This is a genomic window from Rheinheimera sp. EpRS3 (assembly GCF_001513785.1).
Lineage (GTDB): Bacteria > Pseudomonadota > Gammaproteobacteria > Enterobacterales > Alteromonadaceae > Alishewanella.
Genome location: NZ_LNQS01000009.1, coordinates 109286 through 127260, shown reverse-complemented (window position 1 = coordinate 127260; position 17975 = coordinate 109286). Strand labels below are relative to the sequence as shown.

22 protein-coding genes, 1 tRNA gene and 1 pseudogene are annotated in these 17975 nt (G+C 47.0%); 8 read left to right on the top strand and 16 right to left on the bottom strand.

All coding sequences use genetic code 11. The features are described 5' to 3' along the window. Position 1 precedes the first annotated feature (1 nt). The 12 genes from flgK to AR688_RS12925 all read right to left on the bottom strand — a co-directional run bounded on the left by flgK (position 2) and on the right by AR688_RS12925 (position 11361). The gene (gene flgK / locus AR688_RS12980) at positions 2–2020 is read right to left on the bottom strand and encodes a flagellar hook-associated protein FlgK (protein WP_068234491.1); all 2019 of its coding nucleotides are present in this window, start codon (positions 2018–2020) and stop codon (positions 2–4) included. Between the two features lie 42 nt (positions 2021–2062). After that, positions 2063–3067: a flagellar assembly peptidoglycan hydrolase FlgJ gene (gene flgJ, locus AR688_RS12975; protein ID WP_068234486.1), complete on the bottom strand. Its 1005-nt coding sequence runs from the start codon at positions 3065–3067 to the stop codon at positions 2063–2065. Position 3068: 1 nt separating this feature from the next. Next, the gene (locus AR688_RS12970) at positions 3069–4115 is read right to left on the bottom strand and encodes a flagellar basal body P-ring protein FlgI (RefSeq protein ID WP_231732099.1); all 1047 of its coding nucleotides are present in this window, start codon (positions 4113–4115) and stop codon (positions 3069–3071) included. 61 nt (positions 4116–4176) lie between these two features. Next, positions 4177–4854, bottom strand: a complete 678-nt coding sequence (flgH, locus tag AR688_RS12965) for a flagellar basal body L-ring protein FlgH (RefSeq protein WP_068234480.1) — start codon at positions 4852–4854, stop codon at positions 4177–4179. A 12-nt stretch (positions 4855–4866) separates the two neighbouring features. Next, positions 4867–5655: a flagellar basal-body rod protein FlgG gene (flgG, locus tag AR688_RS12960; protein WP_068234477.1), complete on the bottom strand. Its 789-nt coding sequence runs from the start codon at positions 5653–5655 to the stop codon at positions 4867–4869. 40 nt (positions 5656–5695) lie between these two features. Then, positions 5696–6442 carry a flagellar basal-body rod protein FlgF gene (gene flgF, locus AR688_RS12955; protein WP_068234475.1) on the bottom strand — a complete coding sequence of 249 codons (747 nt, stop codon included), beginning with the start codon at positions 6440–6442 and terminating at the stop codon, positions 5696–5698. 146 nt (positions 6443–6588) lie between these two features. Beyond that, positions 6589–7890 carry a flagellar hook protein FlgE gene (gene flgE, locus AR688_RS12950; protein ID WP_068234473.1) on the bottom strand — a complete coding sequence of 434 codons (1302 nt, stop codon included), beginning with the start codon at positions 7888–7890 and terminating at the stop codon, positions 6589–6591. Positions 7891–7909: 19 nt separating this feature from the next. Beyond that, positions 7910–8671, bottom strand: coding sequence for a flagellar hook assembly protein FlgD (locus AR688_RS12945; RefSeq protein ID WP_068234471.1), 762 nt, complete (start codon positions 8669–8671; stop codon positions 7910–7912). Positions 8672–8681: 10 nt separating this feature from the next. After that, positions 8682–9107: a flagellar basal body rod protein FlgC gene (gene flgC / locus AR688_RS12940; RefSeq protein WP_068234466.1), complete on the bottom strand. Its 426-nt coding sequence runs from the start codon at positions 9105–9107 to the stop codon at positions 8682–8684. Positions 9108–9109: 2 nt separating this feature from the next. Next, complete coding sequence (gene flgB, locus AR688_RS12935) at positions 9110–9511, bottom strand: flagellar basal body rod protein FlgB (RefSeq protein ID WP_068234463.1); 402 nt, start codon at positions 9509–9511, stop codon at positions 9110–9112. Between the two features lie 72 nt (positions 9512–9583). Further along, positions 9584–10417 carry a CheR family methyltransferase gene (locus tag AR688_RS12930; RefSeq protein WP_068234457.1) on the bottom strand — a complete coding sequence of 278 codons (834 nt, stop codon included), beginning with the start codon at positions 10415–10417 and terminating at the stop codon, positions 9584–9586. A gap of 14 nt (positions 10418–10431) precedes the next feature. Then, positions 10432–11361 (bottom strand): chemotaxis protein CheV, encoded by a 930-nt coding sequence (locus AR688_RS12925; RefSeq protein ID WP_068234456.1) that lies wholly within the window; start codon positions 11359–11361, stop codon positions 10432–10434. A gap of 128 nt (positions 11362–11489) precedes the next feature. On the opposite strand from AR688_RS12925, the gene flgA reads away from it, so the two are divergent. From flgA to flgN, 3 genes are all read left to right on the top strand, one after another. Next, positions 11490–12200, top strand: a complete 711-nt coding sequence (flgA, locus tag AR688_RS12920) for a flagellar basal body P-ring formation chaperone FlgA (protein WP_068234455.1) — start codon at positions 11490–11492, stop codon at positions 12198–12200. Between the two features lie 76 nt (positions 12201–12276). After that, entirely contained in the window at positions 12277–12597 is a 321-nt protein-coding gene (gene flgM / locus AR688_RS12915) for a flagellar biosynthesis anti-sigma factor FlgM (protein ID WP_068234453.1), read from the top strand. Beyond that, entirely contained in the window at positions 12594–13028 is a 435-nt protein-coding gene (gene flgN, locus AR688_RS12910) for a flagellar export chaperone FlgN (protein WP_068234450.1), read from the top strand. The genes flgM and flgN overlap by 4 nt, the downstream gene beginning before the upstream one ends. Positions 13029–13046: 18 nt before the next feature. Here flgN and AR688_RS12905 read toward each other — a convergent pair whose 3' ends face one another. Continuing rightward, positions 13047–13508, bottom strand: a complete 462-nt coding sequence (locus AR688_RS12905) for an LPP20 family lipoprotein (protein ID WP_068234449.1) — start codon at positions 13506–13508, stop codon at positions 13047–13049. A 153-nt stretch (positions 13509–13661) separates the two neighbouring features. Here AR688_RS12905 and AR688_RS12900 point away from each other — a divergent pair, with 153 nt between their 5' ends. From AR688_RS12900 to AR688_RS12885, 5 genes are all read left to right on the top strand, one after another. After that, the gene (locus AR688_RS12900; RefSeq protein ID WP_068234448.1) at positions 13662–14801 is read left to right on the top strand and encodes a flagellar assembly protein T N-terminal domain-containing protein; all 1140 of its coding nucleotides are present in this window, start codon (positions 13662–13664) and stop codon (positions 14799–14801) included. Positions 14802–14849: 48 nt separating this feature from the next. After that, positions 14850–14924 (top strand) — tRNA-Arg (locus AR688_RS12895). Between the two features lie 184 nt (positions 14925–15108). Continuing rightward, entirely contained in the window at positions 15109–15363 is a 255-nt protein-coding gene (locus AR688_RS12890) for a hypothetical protein (protein ID WP_156420301.1), read from the top strand. Between the two features lie 385 nt (positions 15364–15748). Continuing rightward, positions 15749–15901: a helix-turn-helix transcriptional regulator gene (locus AR688_RS20660; RefSeq protein WP_082694771.1), complete on the top strand. Its 153-nt coding sequence runs from the start codon at positions 15749–15751 to the stop codon at positions 15899–15901. Between the two features lie 90 nt (positions 15902–15991). Beyond that, positions 15992–16372: a hypothetical protein gene (locus AR688_RS12885; RefSeq protein WP_068234443.1), complete on the top strand. Its 381-nt coding sequence runs from the start codon at positions 15992–15994 to the stop codon at positions 16370–16372. Positions 16373–16530: 158 nt separating this feature from the next. On the opposite strand, the gene AR688_RS12880 is transcribed toward AR688_RS12885, so the two are convergent. From AR688_RS12880 to AR688_RS12870, 3 genes and pseudogenes are all read right to left on the bottom strand, one after another. Then, positions 16531–16806 carry a hypothetical protein gene (locus tag AR688_RS12880; RefSeq protein ID WP_068234440.1) on the bottom strand — a complete coding sequence of 92 codons (276 nt, stop codon included), beginning with the start codon at positions 16804–16806 and terminating at the stop codon, positions 16531–16533. Positions 16807–17061: 255 nt separating this feature from the next. After that, positions 17062–17760, bottom strand: a complete 699-nt coding sequence (locus AR688_RS12875) for a transposase (protein ID WP_068234437.1) — start codon at positions 17758–17760, stop codon at positions 17062–17064. A 63-nt stretch (positions 17761–17823) separates the two neighbouring features. After that, a pseudogene (locus AR688_RS12870) lies at positions 17824–17970 on the bottom strand (helix-turn-helix domain-containing protein); the annotation flags it as partial. Positions 17971–17975 lie beyond the last annotated feature (5 nt).

Below are 17975 nucleotides of genomic sequence, written 5' to 3'. Positions count from 1 at the left end.
ACTACCTCACCGATGCCAATAAGGTGTCAAATACCGTTTGCGACGTAGAGATAATCTGCGCCGCCGCCGCATAGGTTTGCTGAAACCTTACTAAATTAGACGCTTCTTCATCCAAACTGACACCGGACAAGGATTCATACCAGGCTGTGGTTTGCTCCAACAAAGCCTTGCCGGCCGCTTCATTATTACGCGCCTGGTTAGTGCGCTCGCCAATTAAGCTGACCATGTCACCATAAGACTGATTAAAACTGACCGAATTAACCCCACCTGGCACCGACAGCGGATTTAACCGCGTGGTTTGCGCAGTTTGCAGGGCCGACAACGCCAAACCATTACGGTTATCATTAAAACCACCATCATTAAAGCTGATATTAAAGGTATCACCGATAGCCGGCACCCCGGTAACCGAAAAATCAAAACCAACATCAATACCAGCTTGGGCGAAAATATCCTGATACTGGTTCGAACCAAAGGCTGCCGTGGCAACCGGGTTGCCCAGGTTATCCACTATTTCAAAGGTATCACCACCGACATAAGTCATGGTCCAGGGGCCGTTAATTAAGCCGGATGGCGTATCAAAACCATAAGCCGGTAAAGTTGCCGGCGTGGTATCGGTTACCGTTAAGCCCTCAACCTTAGCATTGCCTAAATTTGTTACGCTAAACTCTGTGCGTACCGGCGAAGCCAGGGCGATATCTTCCGGCCGTGTTGTCGCCAGGTTTAACGTTCTGGAGGCGGTACTCAGCGGTTTTAATTGAAACTGATCGCCTACTGCCAGAGCTCCGGTGAGGGTAATTTCCAGGCCGTATAAGTCGCCACCGGCATCTGCCGAGCTGATGGTAACGGGGAAACCACCGACAGGAACAACCTTATCAGAACCAACAATTACCTCACCTTTAACATCTATCGCCTGGATCCTCACCTGGCCGGCCTCAACCGTTAGCAGAAAATCGTTCGGCGGTAAGCTTTCACCCTCGCCCTGTTCAATACCTACCGTAACAGCACCGGTACCGGCATTGCTTGATAACGCAAAGCCACTGCTTACTGGTAAGGTAAACAAATTACCGCCAATTTCACCGTTCAGGTTCATGCCCAAGCGGTTTTGACTGTTCATGGCATCCGTCATCGACAGTGCCAATTGCCCGAGCCGGTTTTGCGTTGGTACCAGAATTTCTTCTCTGAACTTCAGCAGGCCGCCAATCTTACCTCCTACAGCCTCAATATCAATATCACGTTCCACACTGGTACGGGCTGACAATTGCAGCTTCAGATCGCGCTGTGAAGGGTCAGGATCGCCGCGCATTGTCATCAGATTAAACTGACCGCGCTCGACGACCAATGACTGCCCGGTGCCGAGAAACACCAGCTTTTCGCCGTTGTCTGCATCCAGGGTGCGGATCTCCACCATTTCTGCCAGGTTTTTGATGGCCAAATCGCGTTTATCCAGTAAATCCAGCGGCACCGGCCGGCTGTTACCGGTACCAAATGAGGAAATTTCTATATTTAAATCAGCAATTTGTTTAATGTAACCGTTAGTTTCACTGGTATAGATATCCAGTTGCTGGTTAACAAAGTTTTCCTGATCCAGCACCAGACTGGACAAGGTAGAGAATTTATCCAGCAATGCCTGCGAGCTGCCGATAATCAGTTGCCGATTGGCCAGGGTAGCCGGCTCATTGTTGGCAATTTGAAATTGCTTAAACAGATCATTAATGCCGGTAGCAATACTGTTGGCCGGATTAGAAAACAACGCATCGACGCGGTTGGCTTCGGCAACATATTGTTGCGCATAGCTATAGTTAGACGTATCGCGACGCAGCTGCTTTAATGTAAAGTCACTGACGAGGCGCTCTGTAGTGCCCTTACCCACCCCAAGGCCAAGAGTTTGCGATTCAAATTCGGTACGCTGGCGTACATAGCCCTCAGTGTTAATGTTGGCAATGTTATTACTGGTGGTGTTGAGTAAGGTGCTGTTAGCCAAAATGGCCGACGTACCTATTCTCAGTAAATTGTCTGACATTGCTCTCTCCGCTGGCGCCGCTATGCTGCGCCCATTCAATTATTAATCGGCGCCAACACTGTTTTCTTGAGCATCGTCTTGCTCTGAGCGTACCTGTTGCATCACAGGGCTTTGATATACGGCCATAATTTTTTGCGCATAAGCCGGGTCGGTGGCATAACCTGCGGCCTGCAGTTGCTCAAAATAAGCTTTTGCATCTGTCGTTACCTTTACCGCATCCTGATAGCGCGAACTGCTGCTGATAAAGTTTACATAGTCTTGCAAACTGTGCGCCGGTGAATCATAGGCGCGGAATTTGGCTTGTTCTTTTTTCGCCACACCGCCGCGATATTCCAGCGTATCAACCACCGCAGTTTGCCCTTGCCAACCGTTATTAGCCTTAATACCAAACAGATTAAAGCTGTTTTCTCCCTGCGCGGTTTTTATCATACGTTGGCCCCAACCGGTTTCCAGCGCAGCTTGCGCTACCAGAGCCAGTGGATCCAATCCCAGCGCTTTTGCGGTTTGCCGCGCTGCCGGTAATAAGCTTTTGACAAAATCGGCCGGGCTGGCCACTTGCCAGCCGGTGCCGGCTTGTGCGGCAGCACCGGTAGCTTCTGCTGTTATATCTGCTGCAGCAGACGCCGCCTGTGTATTGCTTGCTGCCACTGTAACGGCGTTAGCTTTGCGCGCCGGCAGAATATGGGTTGGCATTTGCAGCGCTTTTTCGGCTTTCTCCTCCGGCTTGGCACTGCCGCCCAGTGCCGGGCTTAATTGCTGTACCAGCAGATCGGCCAGGCCCAAAGCGCCTTTTTGTGCTAAATCGGTGGCCATTTGGCTGTCATGCATATCGCGGTAGAACTTGGTGGTCTGGCTATTCATCATGCCCTCCACTTCAAACGCTTCATTGGCTTTACGCATACTGCTTAATAACATACCGAAAAAAATTGACTCAAACTGTTCAGCCGCCTGACGCAACGCCGCCTTTTCATCCTTACCGGAATTGCTGCTTATTTGCTGCAGGCTGCTCAGGTCATGATAAGACACATTGTTTGGCGTCAGGCTCATCTTAGATCACCACCAGTTCGCCATGAATGGCACCGGCCTCTTTTAACGCCTCAAGAATCGCCATTAAATCACCAGGTGCCGCACCCACCGCATTTACCGTGCGTACCAGATCATCCAGCGTGACACCGGGGTCAAATTTAAACATGCGGGATTGCTCCGGGCGCACGTCAATAATGGTATTTTCCTCAATCGCTGTCTGGCCCTCGCCAAATGGATTGGGCTGCACTACTCTTGGGTTTTCAGCAATGGTTACGGTTAAACCGCCATGTGTCACAGCTGCCGGAAATAAACGCACGTCTTTACCGATAACAATGGTGCCGGTGCGGGAGTTAATAATAATTTTTGCCGCGTAATCACCTGGCTCAAAGCTAAGGTTTTCCAGCGTTGATAAATAAGACACACGCTGGCTGATATCACGTGGCGCCCGCACCTGTACAGAAGTTGCATCCAGCGAATGTGCCGTGTCCTGGCCGATAAAGTTATTAATGGCCTCAGCTAAGCGCTTTGATGTCGTAAAATCAGACCGTTTAAGGTTAAAGGTAATAAAATCGCCCTGAGCAAAAGGCGTGATAACTTCCCGCTCTACAACAGCACCGTTAGGGATACTGCCAACCGTAGGTGTATTAACTAAAATACGTGAGCCATCAAGCCCTTCGGCACCAAGGCCACTAACAATTAAACTGCCCTGAGCTACGGCATATACGTTGCCATCCAGCCCCACCAGAAAGGTTTGCATTAACGTGCCGCCACGCAAACTTTTGGCACTGCCAACCGAAGATACCGTGATATTAAGTGACTGCCCCGGCTTGGCAAAAGCGGGTAATTCCGCATGCACTGCCACAGCAGCCACATTTTTAATCTGTGCTTTCATATTGGCCGGTAACGTAATGCCAAAATTACTTAACATGGTACGAAAGCTCTGTTCAGTAAACGGGCTTTGCTCACCGGTTCCGGGCAAGCCTACCACCAAACCGTAACCGACCAGTTGGTTAGAGCGCACGCCTTCCACATCAGCGACATCTTTAATACGGGCAGCACTGGCTGTCATGCTGAGTAATAACAGCGCTAATAGCAGGCTGGTGTGTAAAATACGGCTCATAGCTGTGCTCCTAGAAAGGCCATAACGGGCCGTTAAAGAACCGGCTTAACCAGCCCGGAGACTGGCCATTGTGATGCGCACCCGTGCCACTGTACTCAATACGGGCATTGGCAATTTTGGTCGACTCAACAGTGTTGTTCACATCAACATCCTGTGAGCGGATCACCCCTGTCAAACGGATATATTCTTTACCGGTATTTAGTGTCAGCCACTTTTCACCGCGGATCACCAGATTGCCGTTATTAAGCACCTGCAACACATTCACCGAAATATTGCCTACCAGGCTGTTGCTTTGATCGGCTTTAGAGTCGCCCTTGTAGTCGGATGTTGAATCAGCGCCAAATTGCAGTACATTACCAGCAACAGACACATTGCGGCCACCAAGCCCAATCATCGGTTCAAAAGAGGTTGAGCTGTCTTTTTGCATCTCGGTTTTGGCGTTTTTACTGGCCTGTGTCCGCTCTTTTAGCACCACAGTAATAATGTCACCCTCGTGGCGGGCCTTATTATCTGAGTACAAAGAGTTAGAGTAATACTGTGCAAACAGCGAACCATTTTGCACCAACGGCCGTGAGGCAGGCTCTGGTGCCAGCGGTGCAAAGTAAGGGTCATCAGCCGTGGGCACCTCCATTGACGCACAGCCGCCCAACGCCAATGCACAAGCGATAACAGAAATAAGCTGTTGCATAAATACCTCCGGTTACAGCTGCTGAATGGCAAAGCTGAGCATCTGATCTACCGATGAAATAACTTTAGAATTCATCTCGTAAACCCGCTGACTTTCAATCAGGTTAACCAGCTCTTCTGTAACGTTAACGTTAGAAGTTTCCAGCGCGCCCTGCACTATAATGCCAAGGCCCTCAAGGCCGGGAATACCCTGCACCGGATCGCCACTGGCCCCGGTTTCACGAAACAGGTTCTGGCCAATAGGTTCAAGGCCGGCCGGGTTAATAAAGTTTGTTACTGTCAACTGCCCCAGTACTGCTGGTTCTCCCTCACCAGGCAACTGCACAGACACCTGCCCATCCTGCGACACGGTAATGCTCTGCGCATCCGGCGGTACTACTATGTTCGGTTGAACCTGATAACCGGCGCCAGACGTCACCAGGTTGCCTTCATCGTCAACAGTAAACTGGCCATTGCGGCTATAAGAAATCGTGCCGTCCGGCATCAGTATTTCAAAAAAACCATGGCCCTGAATCATCATGTCCAGACTATTGTCTGTGGTAATCATATTGCCCTGAGTGAAGTTTTTCTGCGTTGCCACAACCTTAGTACCGGCACCAATCATCAGGCCATTTGGTAACTCAGAGTTTTGCGACGACGCACCACCAGGCTGATTAATATTCTGGTATAGTAAGTCTTCAAAAATAGCCCGGCTCTTTTTAAACCCTACCGTGCTGGCATTAGCCAGGTTGTTTGAGATCACCGAAATATCGCGCTGCTTAGCGTCTAAACCGGTTTTACTGATCCATAAAGCTGGATGCATGTGTGCCTCCCGGGCCTTAGCCCATTATTTAGTCAGGCCCTTAGCCCGTTATTCTCAGTAACTGATTTTGCTGCTGATCCATCTCTTCAGCGCTTTTCATCATTTTTACCTGCAGCTCAAACTGACGCTGCAGGCTAATCATATAAGTCATCTCGCCAACGGCATTAACGTTGCTGGTTTCTATGGCACCTTTAAGCAGGCTGACATTAATATCCGCTTCCGCCAGCTGGCCATCTTTGCGCCGGAATAAGCCGTCATTACCTTTTTCTATTTCACTGTTCAGTGGCCTCACCAACTTTATTCTGCCTGCCGCCACCATTGCATCTGCAGGCGCGCCCTGCGGCAGTACACTTACAGTACCGTCCTGAGCAATTTCAACTTTAGCCAGCGGTACTGGCAGCTGAATAGGGCCATCGTCCCCCATTACCGCTAAACCATTGGTTGTTTCCAGCATGCCAAAAGCATTAATCTGCAAGTTACCGGCTCGGGTGTAGGCCTCGTTACCATCCGGTGCCTGTACTGCCAGCCAGCCCTCGCCTTGAATAGCAACATCAAGCTCACGCTCTGTCATGATGATTGCGCCAGCGTCAAAGTTTTGACCTGGCTGTTCAGTCAATGAAAATACCCGGGTGGGTAAACCTTCACCAAACGCCTGCATAGCACGGGCTTGCTCAAAATCTGCTTTAAAGCCAACAGTGCCGGTATTAGCCAGATTGTTTGCCCGCACGGCAATGCCATTCATATTTTCTTTGGCACCGCTCATAGCGATATATAACAAGTGATCCATAACATGCTCCGCCTACTTTATCTTCGATTACTTAAGCAAAATTGATGCCATAAAAAAGCTGAGGTCGGTGAGGGTGTAGTAAGTAGCAATAAAACAGCAGATAAAAAAACACCACCCGAAGGTGGTGCAATATAACGCCAGAAAATCTAGCGGATTTGTAGCACAGTTTGCTGCAAGGTACTGTTAACTTCCAGCGCCCGTGAGTTCGCCTGAAAGTTACGCTGCGCACTGATTAAATCAACCAGCTCAGTGGTCAGGTTAACGTTTGACTGCTCCAGTGCTGACGAATTGATAGCGCCGAAGGTATTAACGTTAGCCTGGCCACCAATCGGTTCTCCCGAGTTAATCGTTTGCTTCCACGAAGTATTACCCACCTGTTTTAAGCCCTGCACATTAGCAAAACGCACTAAGGCTACCTGCGCCAGATAGGCGGAATCACCATTGCTGTAACTGGCCAGTACTCGACCAAAAGAGTCGATATCTACACCGGTTAAACTACCAACCGTAGTACCATCCTGACTTAAGCTGGTAGGGTCAAAGTTAGCTGAGACTTGTGTCGGTAATTTAGTGCCAGCAGCATCGCGGAAGTTAACCACAACATCAGCCTGATATTGAGCACCGTTATCCAAATAACCGTTGGCAGGGTCGTTCAATATTGCAAAGGGTATATTTAACGTCGGTGGCGGCGGCACCACAAGGTTACCACTGGAATCGAATGACAAATTGTCCCCCTGAAACGGAGCACCCGTTACATCATCCCATACCACAAAAGTTTCCCACTCAGAGTTTGCCGGCGGCGTGGTATCAGTTCGGCGAAAATACATGCTCACGTTATGAGGCTCGCCTAAACTGTCATATACCGTTATCGACGTAGAATGGTTATAGGTTGCCTTATCAGTTGCATCAAATGGCAGAGCATCTGTTGGTACCTCTCGCGAGTCCAGATTCATATTGACGAAAACATTACTTGTAGCTCGTGGTGCACCTGCCGTAGTTGGTATCGTAATTGGTGCTGTGGTGTTTAAACTAACGGACTGGTTTTCACCATCCAGCGGATCCACGGCAAAGCCCTGCAAAAAATTGCCGTTATTGTCGACAATAAAGTTATCTTTATTGAGTTTAAAAGCACCGCCACGGGTGTAGGTTAAATCTCTGGATTGGATATCTGGTGTTAAGGCAAAAAAGCCCTCACCGGTAATCGCCAAATCCAGTGAATTATTGGTGAACTGCAATGAGCCCTGGCTAAACTGCTGCGCCACCATTGAGGTAGTTACCCCATCACCCACTTTCGTGCGGCCGGAGGAGAAAACCGATGTGGCATACACATCAGCAAATTCAGCCCGCGACTCTTTAAAACCGGTAGTATTAACGTTTGCGATATTATTCGCTGTAGTATCTAAATCTTTTTGTGCGGCGGCCAGGCCGCTTAGTGCGATATTAAAACTCATAATTCACCTCAGCTCACTATTAACCGTAAGAAACTTCTAACACATCACCTAATTTCACAGCGCCAAGGCCAATCAGGTTTAACATAATTCCGCCACCGGTACCGTTCATACTGACACTGCCTACCGGGGTATAAACATTCACCGGCAAGCTGGCGTTGGTGCCGTCGGTATAACTAACATCAACTTTAATTTTGTACACGCCAGCTTTAACTCTGTCGATAACCTCATCACCGTCTTCATCAGGGATCTCATCGCCTTCAGCAGTGCTACCACCACCTGACGAGCCGGAGCCGGTATGAGTGCCATCCCAGACAAACTCGTTTTTACCAACCTTCGGGTTATCTACACTAAATGATTGTATCAGCTCACCTTTTTCATTCTCGATACTAATTTTCATTCGGTTTGCTGGCTTATCCAGCTCAATATTGCCTCGGGCTAAAGTATCACCGGTAAAGACAATTTCATCCGATTGCGTTAGCACACTGCGGCCAACAAGAGACGAAGCCTGCAATGCCTGGTTTGACGACATACTTTCTGCAAAGCCTTTAAAGCTTTCATTAAGCTGCCCAATGCCATCAGCCATAGTAAAATTGGTCATTTGAGCAATCATCTGATCATTTTCTACCGGCTTGGTAGGATCCTGATATGCCAGTTGCTGGGTAAGCAAGGCAAAGAAATCAGATTGCGTTAAAGCACCGTTGTTTTTGTCTGGTACCTTTTTATCGGCATCCCAATACATGCCATCCAGTGCAGTATTGTTATTTACATTGCTAGTAGTCATTGTTATGCCCTTAGTTTGCCTGGCCTAAGCGCAAGGTGCGCATAACCATTTGTTTTGCCGCTTCTGCTGTCTGTACATTGGTTTCATAAGAGCGCGACGCCGAAATCATATTGGCCATCTCTTCCATAATATTGACATTAGGTTTGTAGATATAACCGTTCTCGTCTGCCAATGGATGATTTGGTGAATACTCCACGTTTAGTGGCGCATCTGACTCAACAATGCCCAGCACTTTCACACCAACACCGTCATCACCCTGCTGGCGCTTTGCTTCCGACAGATCAGCGGCGAATACAGCATGCCGACCGCGGTAAGTTTGCTCTACGCTGCTGCTGACACTGTTAGCGTTGGCAATATTGCTGGCGGTGGTGTTCATGCGCACTGCCTGTGCAGTCATGCCACTACCGGTGATATCAAAAATTTTGTAAGAACTCATGATTACTGGCCTCCACCGGTAATGGCTTTTTTCAAGCCGCTGATCCGGGAATTCAAAAATGTCATGCTCGCCTGATACTCCAGACTATTTTGCATAAACGCATTACGCTCACGATGAATATCGACACTGTTACCGTCGCCGGTATCAGGCTGATCAGGATTGCGAAACTTAGTTTCATGCCGGGCAGCAGTAGAAATAGTAAAGTGCTGCTCATGAGTGCGGGCCATAGCGCCAGACTGGCGCGACTTTGCGTTGTTCAGTGCCTGCTGAAAATCCAGATCACGGGCTTTATAGCCCGGCGTATCTGCATTAGCGATATTTTCGGCCAACACCTGAGCACGCTGATCGCGGACCAGCATGGCTTCAGGGTGCATACCAAATGCTTTTTCAAAACTGATTGCCATTTTTTTGCCACCTCTGATTAAGCGATGGCAAATGAAATGCAAAACTCAGGCCAAATATTACTCTTAAGCCGATTAAGTTTTCTTGCGGTAGATAATACCGGGGTTGCAGCGGATCATTTCAAAATCAGCATTAATACTGGATAAGGATTCCGACGCACCGAGAAATAAATAGCCGCGCGGATTAAGGGATTGGGCAAACTGGCGGATAATTTTTGCCTTCACATCGGCAGAAAAATAAATCAGCACGTTGCGGCAAAAAATAATGTCAAACTTACCAAGCAAGGTGTAGCTGTCCAGCAGGTTAAGGTGGCGGAAACTCACATTTTTGCGCACGTTATCTTTAACACGCATCATACCTTTGCCGCTGTCTTCAAAAAACTTGCTGCGCCGCTCCGGCGATAAACCGCGTGACAACGCTAAACCGTCATACTCAGCACGCTGACAGTGCTCCAGCATAGTGTTGGAGATATCAGTGCCCATTATATGAACTCCCAAACTAAAAGCACCTGGCCGGCTTTGTTGGTACTCCAATGCAGTCATGGCAATAGAGTAAGGCTCCTGTCCGCTTGAACTGGCTGCTGACCACATTTTGACAGTACGGCAAGTTTTTTCCAGCTCAGGGAATATCTGTTTTTTTAACAGTTCATAAGGATAAGTGTCACGAAACCACAAGGTTTCGTTTGTTGTCATCGCATCTATTACAGCTGAGCGTAACTGCCGCTCAAACGGGCTCAGGGTTTTATTTACCAGTTCAGACAATGTGGCTAAACCAAAGCGCTGCATTAGCGGAGCTAAGCGGCTTTTAACTAAATACTGTTTATTGTCGCCCAGCACAATGCCACATTGCTGCTCGAGAAAATCCCTGAACAGCACATACTCTTTATCGTGTAAGTCTTTATTTGGCACTGTTAATCCTTAACTCAGTCGGTATGCAGCCACTTCTGTACAGACTCTGCCAGCTCATCCGGATTAAATTTCGCAATAAAATCATCTGCACCCACTTTTTGGACCATCTGCTGGTTAAATACACCGCTTAGCGAAGTATGCAGTATTACGTGCAGCTTTTTCAGTTTAGGATCAAGTTTAATCTCTGCCGTCAGGGTATAGCCATCCATTTCCGGCATTTCAATATCAGAAATCAGTAAACCAATTTTTTCAGTAACTGACTCATTGCAGCTCTTTGCCACATCTTGCAAATAATGCAGCGCCTCGCGCCCGTTCATTACCAGGTGCATCTTAACACCCAGCCCTTCCAGTGCGCGCTTTACCTGATTACGCGCCACTGCAGAATCATCGGCAATCAGAATAAGCCGCTCGCCCAGGTCTTCGCTGATACTGTGGGTATTAATATCTGCACTGATGGCGGTTGGCGAAGGGGAAATTTCTTCCAGAATTTTTTCGACGTCCAGAATTTCTACCAACTCTTTATCAATTTCCGTTACCGCTGTCAGGTAGCTTTGTTTGCCACTGGTGCCTTTTGGCGGCGGCATTATCGCTTCCCAGTTGATATTGATAATGCGTTCAACCGAGTCTACCAAAAAACCCTGCACCGAACGATTATACTCCGCAATAATAATAAAGCTGTTTTTGGTATCTTCAATCGGTTTACCGCCGGTGGCCAGACTCAAATCGATAACCGAAATGGTTTGACCACGAATATGTGCAATGCCCCGGACAAACTTATTGCGCTTGGGAATAGCTGTAAGTGGCGGGCACTGCAACACTTCACGCACTTTAAATACGTTAATGCCATAACGCTGGCGCCCTCTTAGCTTAAACAACAGTAATTCCAGCCTGTTCTGGCCAACTAACTGTGTGCGCTGATTTACCGAGTCTAAAATACCGGCCATCTGCCGCTCCTCTGTAATACTATCCGGATCGATTCTTGCTTTAGCACTTGTCACAGACGGTTATTTGACACTGCCAAGTCTGGCCCTGATGTTATAACCCTTAGCGTGTAAAGCATAGCCGAAACCTTATGAAAAAGTACGAAAATTTATTTAAACAAATACTTACCTGCGTTACGCTGCTTGCAGCAAGCCCTTTATCAGCGCAGGAAGACGTTAGCAGCTACTCAGCGGCTCAGTTAACAGAGCAGGCATCTGCGTGGTTGCAACAAGAGCTGGCCGTAACACCTGATAGCGGTACTCAACTACAGGTAAGCCCGTTGGACGACAGAATAGGCTATAAATATTGTCACGAACCGCTGCAGTTTTCACTGTCTCAGCCACTTACCCAACGCCAGAATACAATACAAATCCGTTGCGGTGCAGCACAGGCCTGGCAACTGTATGTACCTGTACGAATTGAAGAAATCGTTCAAACGGTAATTTTGACACAAAATATTGCTACCGGCAGCCTGATCACTGCCGATATGCTGGATATCGCCAGCCGCGAACGCCGTTTTTTACGCGGTAGCCTGGTCAGTGATACTCAGCAAATTATCGGCGCAAAAACCCGGCGGGCAATGTCTATTGGACAAATTATCACCTTGCAGGATCTTTGCCTTGTCTGTAAAGGAGATGTTGTTACAATATCAGTCAGCAATAGTGGCTTAAATGTGGCAGCAACCGGAATAGCACAAGCCGATGGTAGCTTAGGTGATGTAATAAGCGTGCTTAACCGCCAATCAAAGCGGGCTATAACAGCAGAAGTGATTGCAGTAAATCAGGTTAGTATTAAATTTTAAATATTAACTAAAGTTTTGTAGTTTAACGCCGTTAACCTGTGCATAAGGAACTGTATTAAGGTGATGAGGTACGAGCATGGCTATTAATATCAATAACTTGCAGAATAGTCCGCAAGTAAAAACTGACAAAGTTGAGCAAAATGCCCAACGTCAGCAGGCTACTGTGCAGCAAAATGCCAATCAGGCAGCGGCACAAAAACAAGATTCTGTGTCTATTACGCCCCAGGCACAACAATTTTCTAAACTGACCGAAAAAGCCAGTAACAGCAGCGGCATCGATCAGGAGAAGGTTGATAAAATCAGACAGGCGATTACCGATGGTAAGTACAAAGTGAATGTTGAACAACTGGCACGGCGTATAGTGCAGTTTGAAAGCGAGTTGTTTGGTAAAAAATGACGACCGCCAGCAACGACATCATCGCCTTATTAGATCAGCAAGAGCAGCTACTGGATGAGCTGCTTTTGTCTTTGCGGCAGGAAATTGCCGCCCTTGCCAGCCGCGATATCGCCGTGCTGGAAAGCATTATTACGCTTAAAACTACTCAGCTACAGCAACTACAACAGAATGATGCCTTACTGGCCGCCTGCGCTGGTATTGATGAGCAAAAACAACAGCCCTGGTTTAAACAAAAAGTGGCAGCGCTGGATGTAAAGCTGGAAGAGTGTAAACGGCAAAATGATATTAATCAGCAAACACTGGAACAAAGCCAGCTTACACTAGCCAGATTTAAAACCGAACTGCTGGCCAGCCGGGGTAAATCAGGCCTGACTTACACCAGCAAAGGCAAACCTGCAGTAGACAGTAAAGGTAAAGGCATTAAAGCCTGAACCACGCTCAGCCCATAGTTAGTAATAATAACGTACACTTTTAATCGTTTGTCTTGGCTGGGTGTTTTGATATAAGTGGTACACCTGCTCAAAATCCAGTTCCAGCTCCGTCACATATACATCATCAATGGCATAAGTCTTTATCACCCGGGCGCCACTTATCACACCTTTTACCGACGATGACAAATGCTCATCTTCAAGCACCATAGCGCGTAGCTGATTAGTCGCGTCAATTTTTTGTCCATATACGACTTCAGTCAGTTCACGGTAAGCATCCAGCTTCGATGCTTTCATCGCCTGCAGCATTTTGTGTTCATTGCTGTCACCATGCTGCACACTGATCGGCGCATAACCTACCGCAGTTAACACCGGAAAGGCATCCGGCTTTACCGGCGCATACTCTACATGCCGGTTCACCAGCGGAGAGCACCCCCCGGCTAATACGGCAGTTAACACTACTAAAGTGTGCCACGCTGTCATGTTTATTCTCCTGCAGCACAATAAACTTACTGTGCACTAAAAGTTAGCTGTCAAACAGAATTAGCAATATTCACGCCATAATTTAATAGCACTTTAGCTTAAGGCATACATTTTGCTTAGTTATCCGCAGTGCCAATTTATTGCAGACTTTATATGAAACTTTACCCATTTATCGCAGTGCTTGCTGTAACCCTGTTCAGTGCAAACAGCACAGCAGACTGGTATGAAGCAACCGGCCAGGCCGTTATTGAACAAGGCGATATAGACTCAGCCCGTCAGGCAGCTATTGAAGATGCGCTGAAAAGAGCCGCATTATTTGCCGGCGCCAGCCTAAGCAGCACCCAGCAACTTATTAATGGCATTTTGCAGCAAGAACAACTGGGTGTAGTCAGCAATGCACAGATCCGCAAACTACAGCTGTTATCTGAAAACCAGCACAATAATATGCTGACAGTAACACTACGCGCAGATATCACCCCACAAATAAGCAACTGCAGCGGCAACCCATACCGTAAACCAGTATTACTAAGCCAAATTCAGCTGCAGGCCCGCCAGGACGCTATATACGGCGAATTATTTGATCTGGGTGAACACAGCACAACGCAGTTAGAGCGCCACTTACGCGATTACAGCCCCACCGCCACGGTAAGCAGTTTACCGCAGGAAATGCCATTGCAATATCTGGTATACCCGGCAACCGAACAACTGTTTAGCCAGGGGTATCAGTATGTTATAAGCGCGCGTATCAACGACATGTCTCTTGGCCAAACCACCAGCCACTTCTGGCAAAAAGATTTAAAACAGCGCTACTTTGCTATTGATGTAACGCTGTTTGATCTGTTCGAGCAAAACATAGTGTATCAGCAGGAATACCGCACCAGTGCCAGTTGGCCTTATAAAAGCCACAACACGCCAGCCAGCCACAGCCAGGCGTTCTGGCAAATGCCTTATGGCAGTAAAGTAGACAAACTGCTGCAGATCATCGCCGCAGATATGCAACAACAGTTGCAATGTAAGCCGCTACTCAGTGCGATAAAGCAGGTAAGAAAAAATGAAATTATGCTCGATCTTGGCAAACTGCACGGCTTGCAGATTGGTGATGAATTGCAGCTGTTCCAGCTACAACGCCACCCTACTACACCAGGTGTAAAACGGTTGCTACAAAGCCAGCTAAACCTCACCATTACAGAACTGACAGAGCGAAATGCCTGGGCCAGCACTGATAAACAAGAGTTACTGCAGCATATTCAGCCGGGCGATGTAGTAAGTGTACGTAAAAGCAGCGGTTACTAAGTATGCAGGTTCCCAACCCCGGCGCACTCTGTTAGAATTTCGCGCCGTTGCCCCATAGTTAAATGGATATAACGGCCCCCTCCTAAGGGGCAGTTGCAGGTTCGATTCCTGCTGGGGCAGCCATAACCTCCAAACAGAAAGTCCAGCCAAGATCAATAAAGTTAAAAAATCAATATAAAATCAGTATCTTAAAAAAATAATAGTGCAACTTTAGTACAGAACCGTTTGGTAGAGTCCGCCACGGAATGTACTACAGGATGTACTACAGCATCGTCAGTGCATTTTCTGTAGTACTAAGAAAATGACTATGTCCGAGAAAACCAAGCTGCTGAGTGACACACAAGTCCATAATCCCAACCCAAAAGAAAAGTTATATTTCTTGTACGACAACGGTGGCCTGCAGCTCGGGATTTCTCCCTCAAGGAAGCAACTTACAATAAAGCAAAAATACATTGAGCGCAGAACAAAGCTTATGGAATGGTGGAGCAACCGCATAGAAGAAGCCGCAACCGGAAACCTAAGTTTGGCAGCAGGCAAAAAGAATCTTTTTCTTGTTGGGTAGTTACCGAATCCCCGAAAGGCCGCATTTTAGCGGCTTTTTTATACTGAATCGTTACCGAGTATTGCCGAATTACACTCTATTTAATAGAACGAATAGAAATAAGTAAAATATTTCGGAGGAAATACTGGAATAAAAAAAACAGTAGTCTAATTAGTCGATTCGATTAAATATTAACAACTTACGACAGCCTAACCCATGCCATCGCTGAATTTAATTCAACCTTATCAATAACTTATGGAGATATTTTGTTTGAAGTTTTGTTTGCAGTTTTGCACGAATCCACTTAGCATTTAACAAGCCTTCGGAGGATGAGGCTTAACATACCACTTTAATGAGGTTTCAAAATGAATGTAATTAATCTGTCTGAAGTCTTGGCAATGACAAAATGCAGCAGCCATTTTGGTATTCAAAAGTTAAGAAAGGGGAAGCGCCAAAGCCAATAGAACTTGGTGATAGAGCCGTTGCCTGGCTAATAAGTGACATTACTGAATGGCTTGATCAACGCATCAGTCAAAGCAAACAAGATACCGCAGCATGAGTAACACAGAAATGAAAAGGTCAGCAAGCAACTTGGCGGATGCACTGACCTTTTTTAACACCTATTCAATACTGAAAAGAGGTTAACACTATGGAATTTAATTCATCTAAACAGCAGAGGCAAGCGAAATCTAGACTAAATAGACTAGCGCCAACCGATGTAGAGCAACTAATTAGCTTGTTAAAGTATAATGAGTACAACGCTTATCTGAGAGTTATTGCGGCTAATCAAGGCATAGCAACTGACCAGCTATCAAAGTTCATCAAGAGTAATAACCACCACAACGCCAGCCAATACCTGAATGAAATGCTCATTCCGCTTGGTTTTGTAATCGCTAAATTCCGTACAGACAAACCGAGCGTTTCCTGGCACTGGCATCTGATGGAAGTTAAACGGGCTTTACAACTTGGTATTGATAAGCGGCTAAGACTGAAAATTTTCCGCTTGCTGGAGGCTGCCAACGACCAATAAAACATCGCTAGAGGCGATGCCGGAGGCTGGCATTGCGCCAGCTTCACCGCAAACACTAGCTGCCAGCGGCCAGATCCAGCGCTTTAAAATTGAAACAGATAAACGAGGAAATCACACAGCTAAGCAGCCAGATTTTTTACAACTAACATGACAGCATCCTAGTCTCCAACCAACTGCCATTCTCCGCTTTGCGCTTCTTTTTGCGACAGCTCAACAGTGTCTTTTGTTTCAAAAGCCACTTGGTCAAATTTTGATTTCTGATTCAATATACTCCGCTTACCAATTATTGTCAGAGTCTGCCGAAGATTACCGCCAGAAACTAAGCTGAACTGTTTGCCTACGACATTAATATTTGACTCGCAATCTTTACAAATTAAGACTGTGACACCACCTGACAACTCAAACTTCTCAGTTATTCTCATTCTAACATTCATTGTTAGAGCCCCTTATCTCTTAGTGTCTTCAATATTTCGACATCTTCAGCACCTAGTCCTAACATTTTTTGATGTCTGATCATAAAGTCTTTTACATGCGTCTCAGCACTACCAAGTCCACTTGTACCCAACTTATCAGTAATACCTAGTCGTGTTTGCGTTCCGTGTAAAAACTCTTCCAGAACTGCCGCCTTGCTTGGGAAAAAGGGGTCTGGGAAAAAGGGGTCGGAGCTAAAAGGGAAAAAGGGGTCGGAGCTAATACTCCTTCATCGGTCTCATCGGTCTGCCCGGCCCCTGCCGCCCTAACCGCACACCAAGCATATGCTCTATCTCTGCCCGAAAACGCTCGCCGCCCAACGGGTAGTTATGCTTTAAGCATTGCCGTAATTCCCGCATATCCTCATCAGTAATATCGTAACTAAATAATGCTTTGTAGGCTTCTCTGCGCGTTTCAGCTTCTGCACCAAGGTTAAGGTATAACGGATGCGGTGTCAGGCTCTTTATCGCCTTGCCATAACCATGATATTGAAAACTCGACCAGCGATACTCGCCAGGGTGCGTTACCATTAACGCCCTTACCGGGTTTAATTCTATGTAGCGCAAACACAGCAACAAGTATTGTTCGCTGTCTATCAGGCTGGCTTTATGCCGTCCTTCCCACAACGTGCCTGTTCGCCGATAATGGCTGTTTATATAACGCACGTAGTCCCGCCCAACACTTTGCATTACTCGGGAAATACCCTCGCTATCTTGCGGTGTCATCAATAAATGTACGTGATTTGTCATTAACACAAACGCATGCAATTCCACCTGGTAACGCTTTAAAGCCTCACCCAGGCTTTGCATGTAAAAACCAAAATCATCGTCGCAGTAAAAACAAGCTTGCCGGTTATTGCCACGTTGGACCACATGGCAAGGAATACCTTTTACGTAAAAGCGGGGTTTGCGGGCCATCGCTGATTACCATGTTATTTATTTGTAACCAGTGTAGTTCAGTTTTACTTTATTAGCTTCGACCCCTTTTTCTCGACCCCTTTTTCTGCGGCAAAACGTGTCACGAGAGACGCCCATAACCTTGCAGGCTTTTGAGACGTTATTAAGCTCCTGAGCTAAATTCAGCAGCCCAGCCTTGTGTTTAATTATCGGATTGTTAGTATGCAGCATGAGAG

Bases quoted from the DNA above. Each gene is read 5' to 3' on its own strand.
- AR688_RS12885 (WP_068234443.1), top strand. From the start codon at position 15,992: ATGGAATTTAATTCATCTAAACAGCAGAGGCAAGCGAAATCTAGACTA.
- flgK (WP_068234491.1), bottom strand. From the start codon at position 2,020: ATGTCAGACAATTTACTGAGAATAGGTACGTCGGCCATTTTGGCTAAC.
- flgE (WP_068234473.1), bottom strand. From the start codon at position 7,890: ATGAGTTTTAATATCGCACTAAGCGGCCTGGCCGCCGCACAAAAAGAT.
- AR688_RS12945 (WP_068234471.1), bottom strand. From the start codon at position 8,671: ATGACTACTAGCAATGTAAATAACAATACTGCACTGGATGGCATGTAT.
- AR688_RS20660 (WP_082694771.1), top strand. From the start codon at position 15,749: ATGCAGCAGCCATTTTGGTATTCAAAAGTTAAGAAAGGGGAAGCGCCA.
- flgH (WP_068234480.1), bottom strand. From the start codon at position 4,854: ATGCAACAGCTTATTTCTGTTATCGCTTGTGCATTGGCGTTGGGCGGC.
- flgB (WP_068234463.1), bottom strand. From the start codon at position 9,511: ATGGCAATCAGTTTTGAAAAAGCATTTGGTATGCACCCTGAAGCCATG.
- AR688_RS12900 (WP_068234448.1), top strand. From the start codon at position 13,662: ATGAAACTTTACCCATTTATCGCAGTGCTTGCTGTAACCCTGTTCAGT.
- flgJ (WP_068234486.1), bottom strand. From the start codon at position 3,067: ATGAGCCTGACGCCAAACAATGTGTCTTATCATGACCTGAGCAGCCTG.
- flgC (WP_068234466.1), bottom strand. From the start codon at position 9,107: ATGAGTTCTTACAAAATTTTTGATATCACCGGTAGTGGCATGACTGCA.
- flgG (WP_068234477.1), bottom strand. From the start codon at position 5,655: ATGCATCCAGCTTTATGGATCAGTAAAACCGGTTTAGACGCTAAGCAG.
- flgM (WP_068234453.1), top strand. From the start codon at position 12,277: ATGGCTATTAATATCAATAACTTGCAGAATAGTCCGCAAGTAAAAACT.
- AR688_RS12875 (WP_068234437.1), bottom strand. From the start codon at position 17,760: ATGGCCCGCAAACCCCGCTTTTACGTAAAAGGTATTCCTTGCCATGTG.
- AR688_RS12905 (WP_068234449.1), bottom strand. From the start codon at position 13,508: ATGACAGCGTGGCACACTTTAGTAGTGTTAACTGCCGTATTAGCCGGG.
- AR688_RS12925 (WP_068234456.1), bottom strand. From the start codon at position 11,361: ATGGCCGGTATTTTAGACTCGGTAAATCAGCGCACACAGTTAGTTGGC.
- AR688_RS12880 (WP_068234440.1), bottom strand. From the start codon at position 16,806: ATGAATGTTAGAATGAGAATAACTGAGAAGTTTGAGTTGTCAGGTGGT.
- AR688_RS12970 (WP_231732099.1), bottom strand. From the start codon at position 4,115: ATGACAGCCAGTGCTGCCCGTATTAAAGATGTCGCTGATGTGGAAGGC.
- AR688_RS12890 (WP_156420301.1), top strand. From the start codon at position 15,109: ATGTCCGAGAAAACCAAGCTGCTGAGTGACACACAAGTCCATAATCCC.
- flgN (WP_068234450.1), top strand. From the start codon at position 12,594: ATGACGACCGCCAGCAACGACATCATCGCCTTATTAGATCAGCAAGAG.
- flgF (WP_068234475.1), bottom strand. From the start codon at position 6,442: ATGGATCACTTGTTATATATCGCTATGAGCGGTGCCAAAGAAAATATG.
- flgA (WP_068234455.1), top strand. From the start codon at position 11,490: ATGAAAAAGTACGAAAATTTATTTAAACAAATACTTACCTGCGTTACG.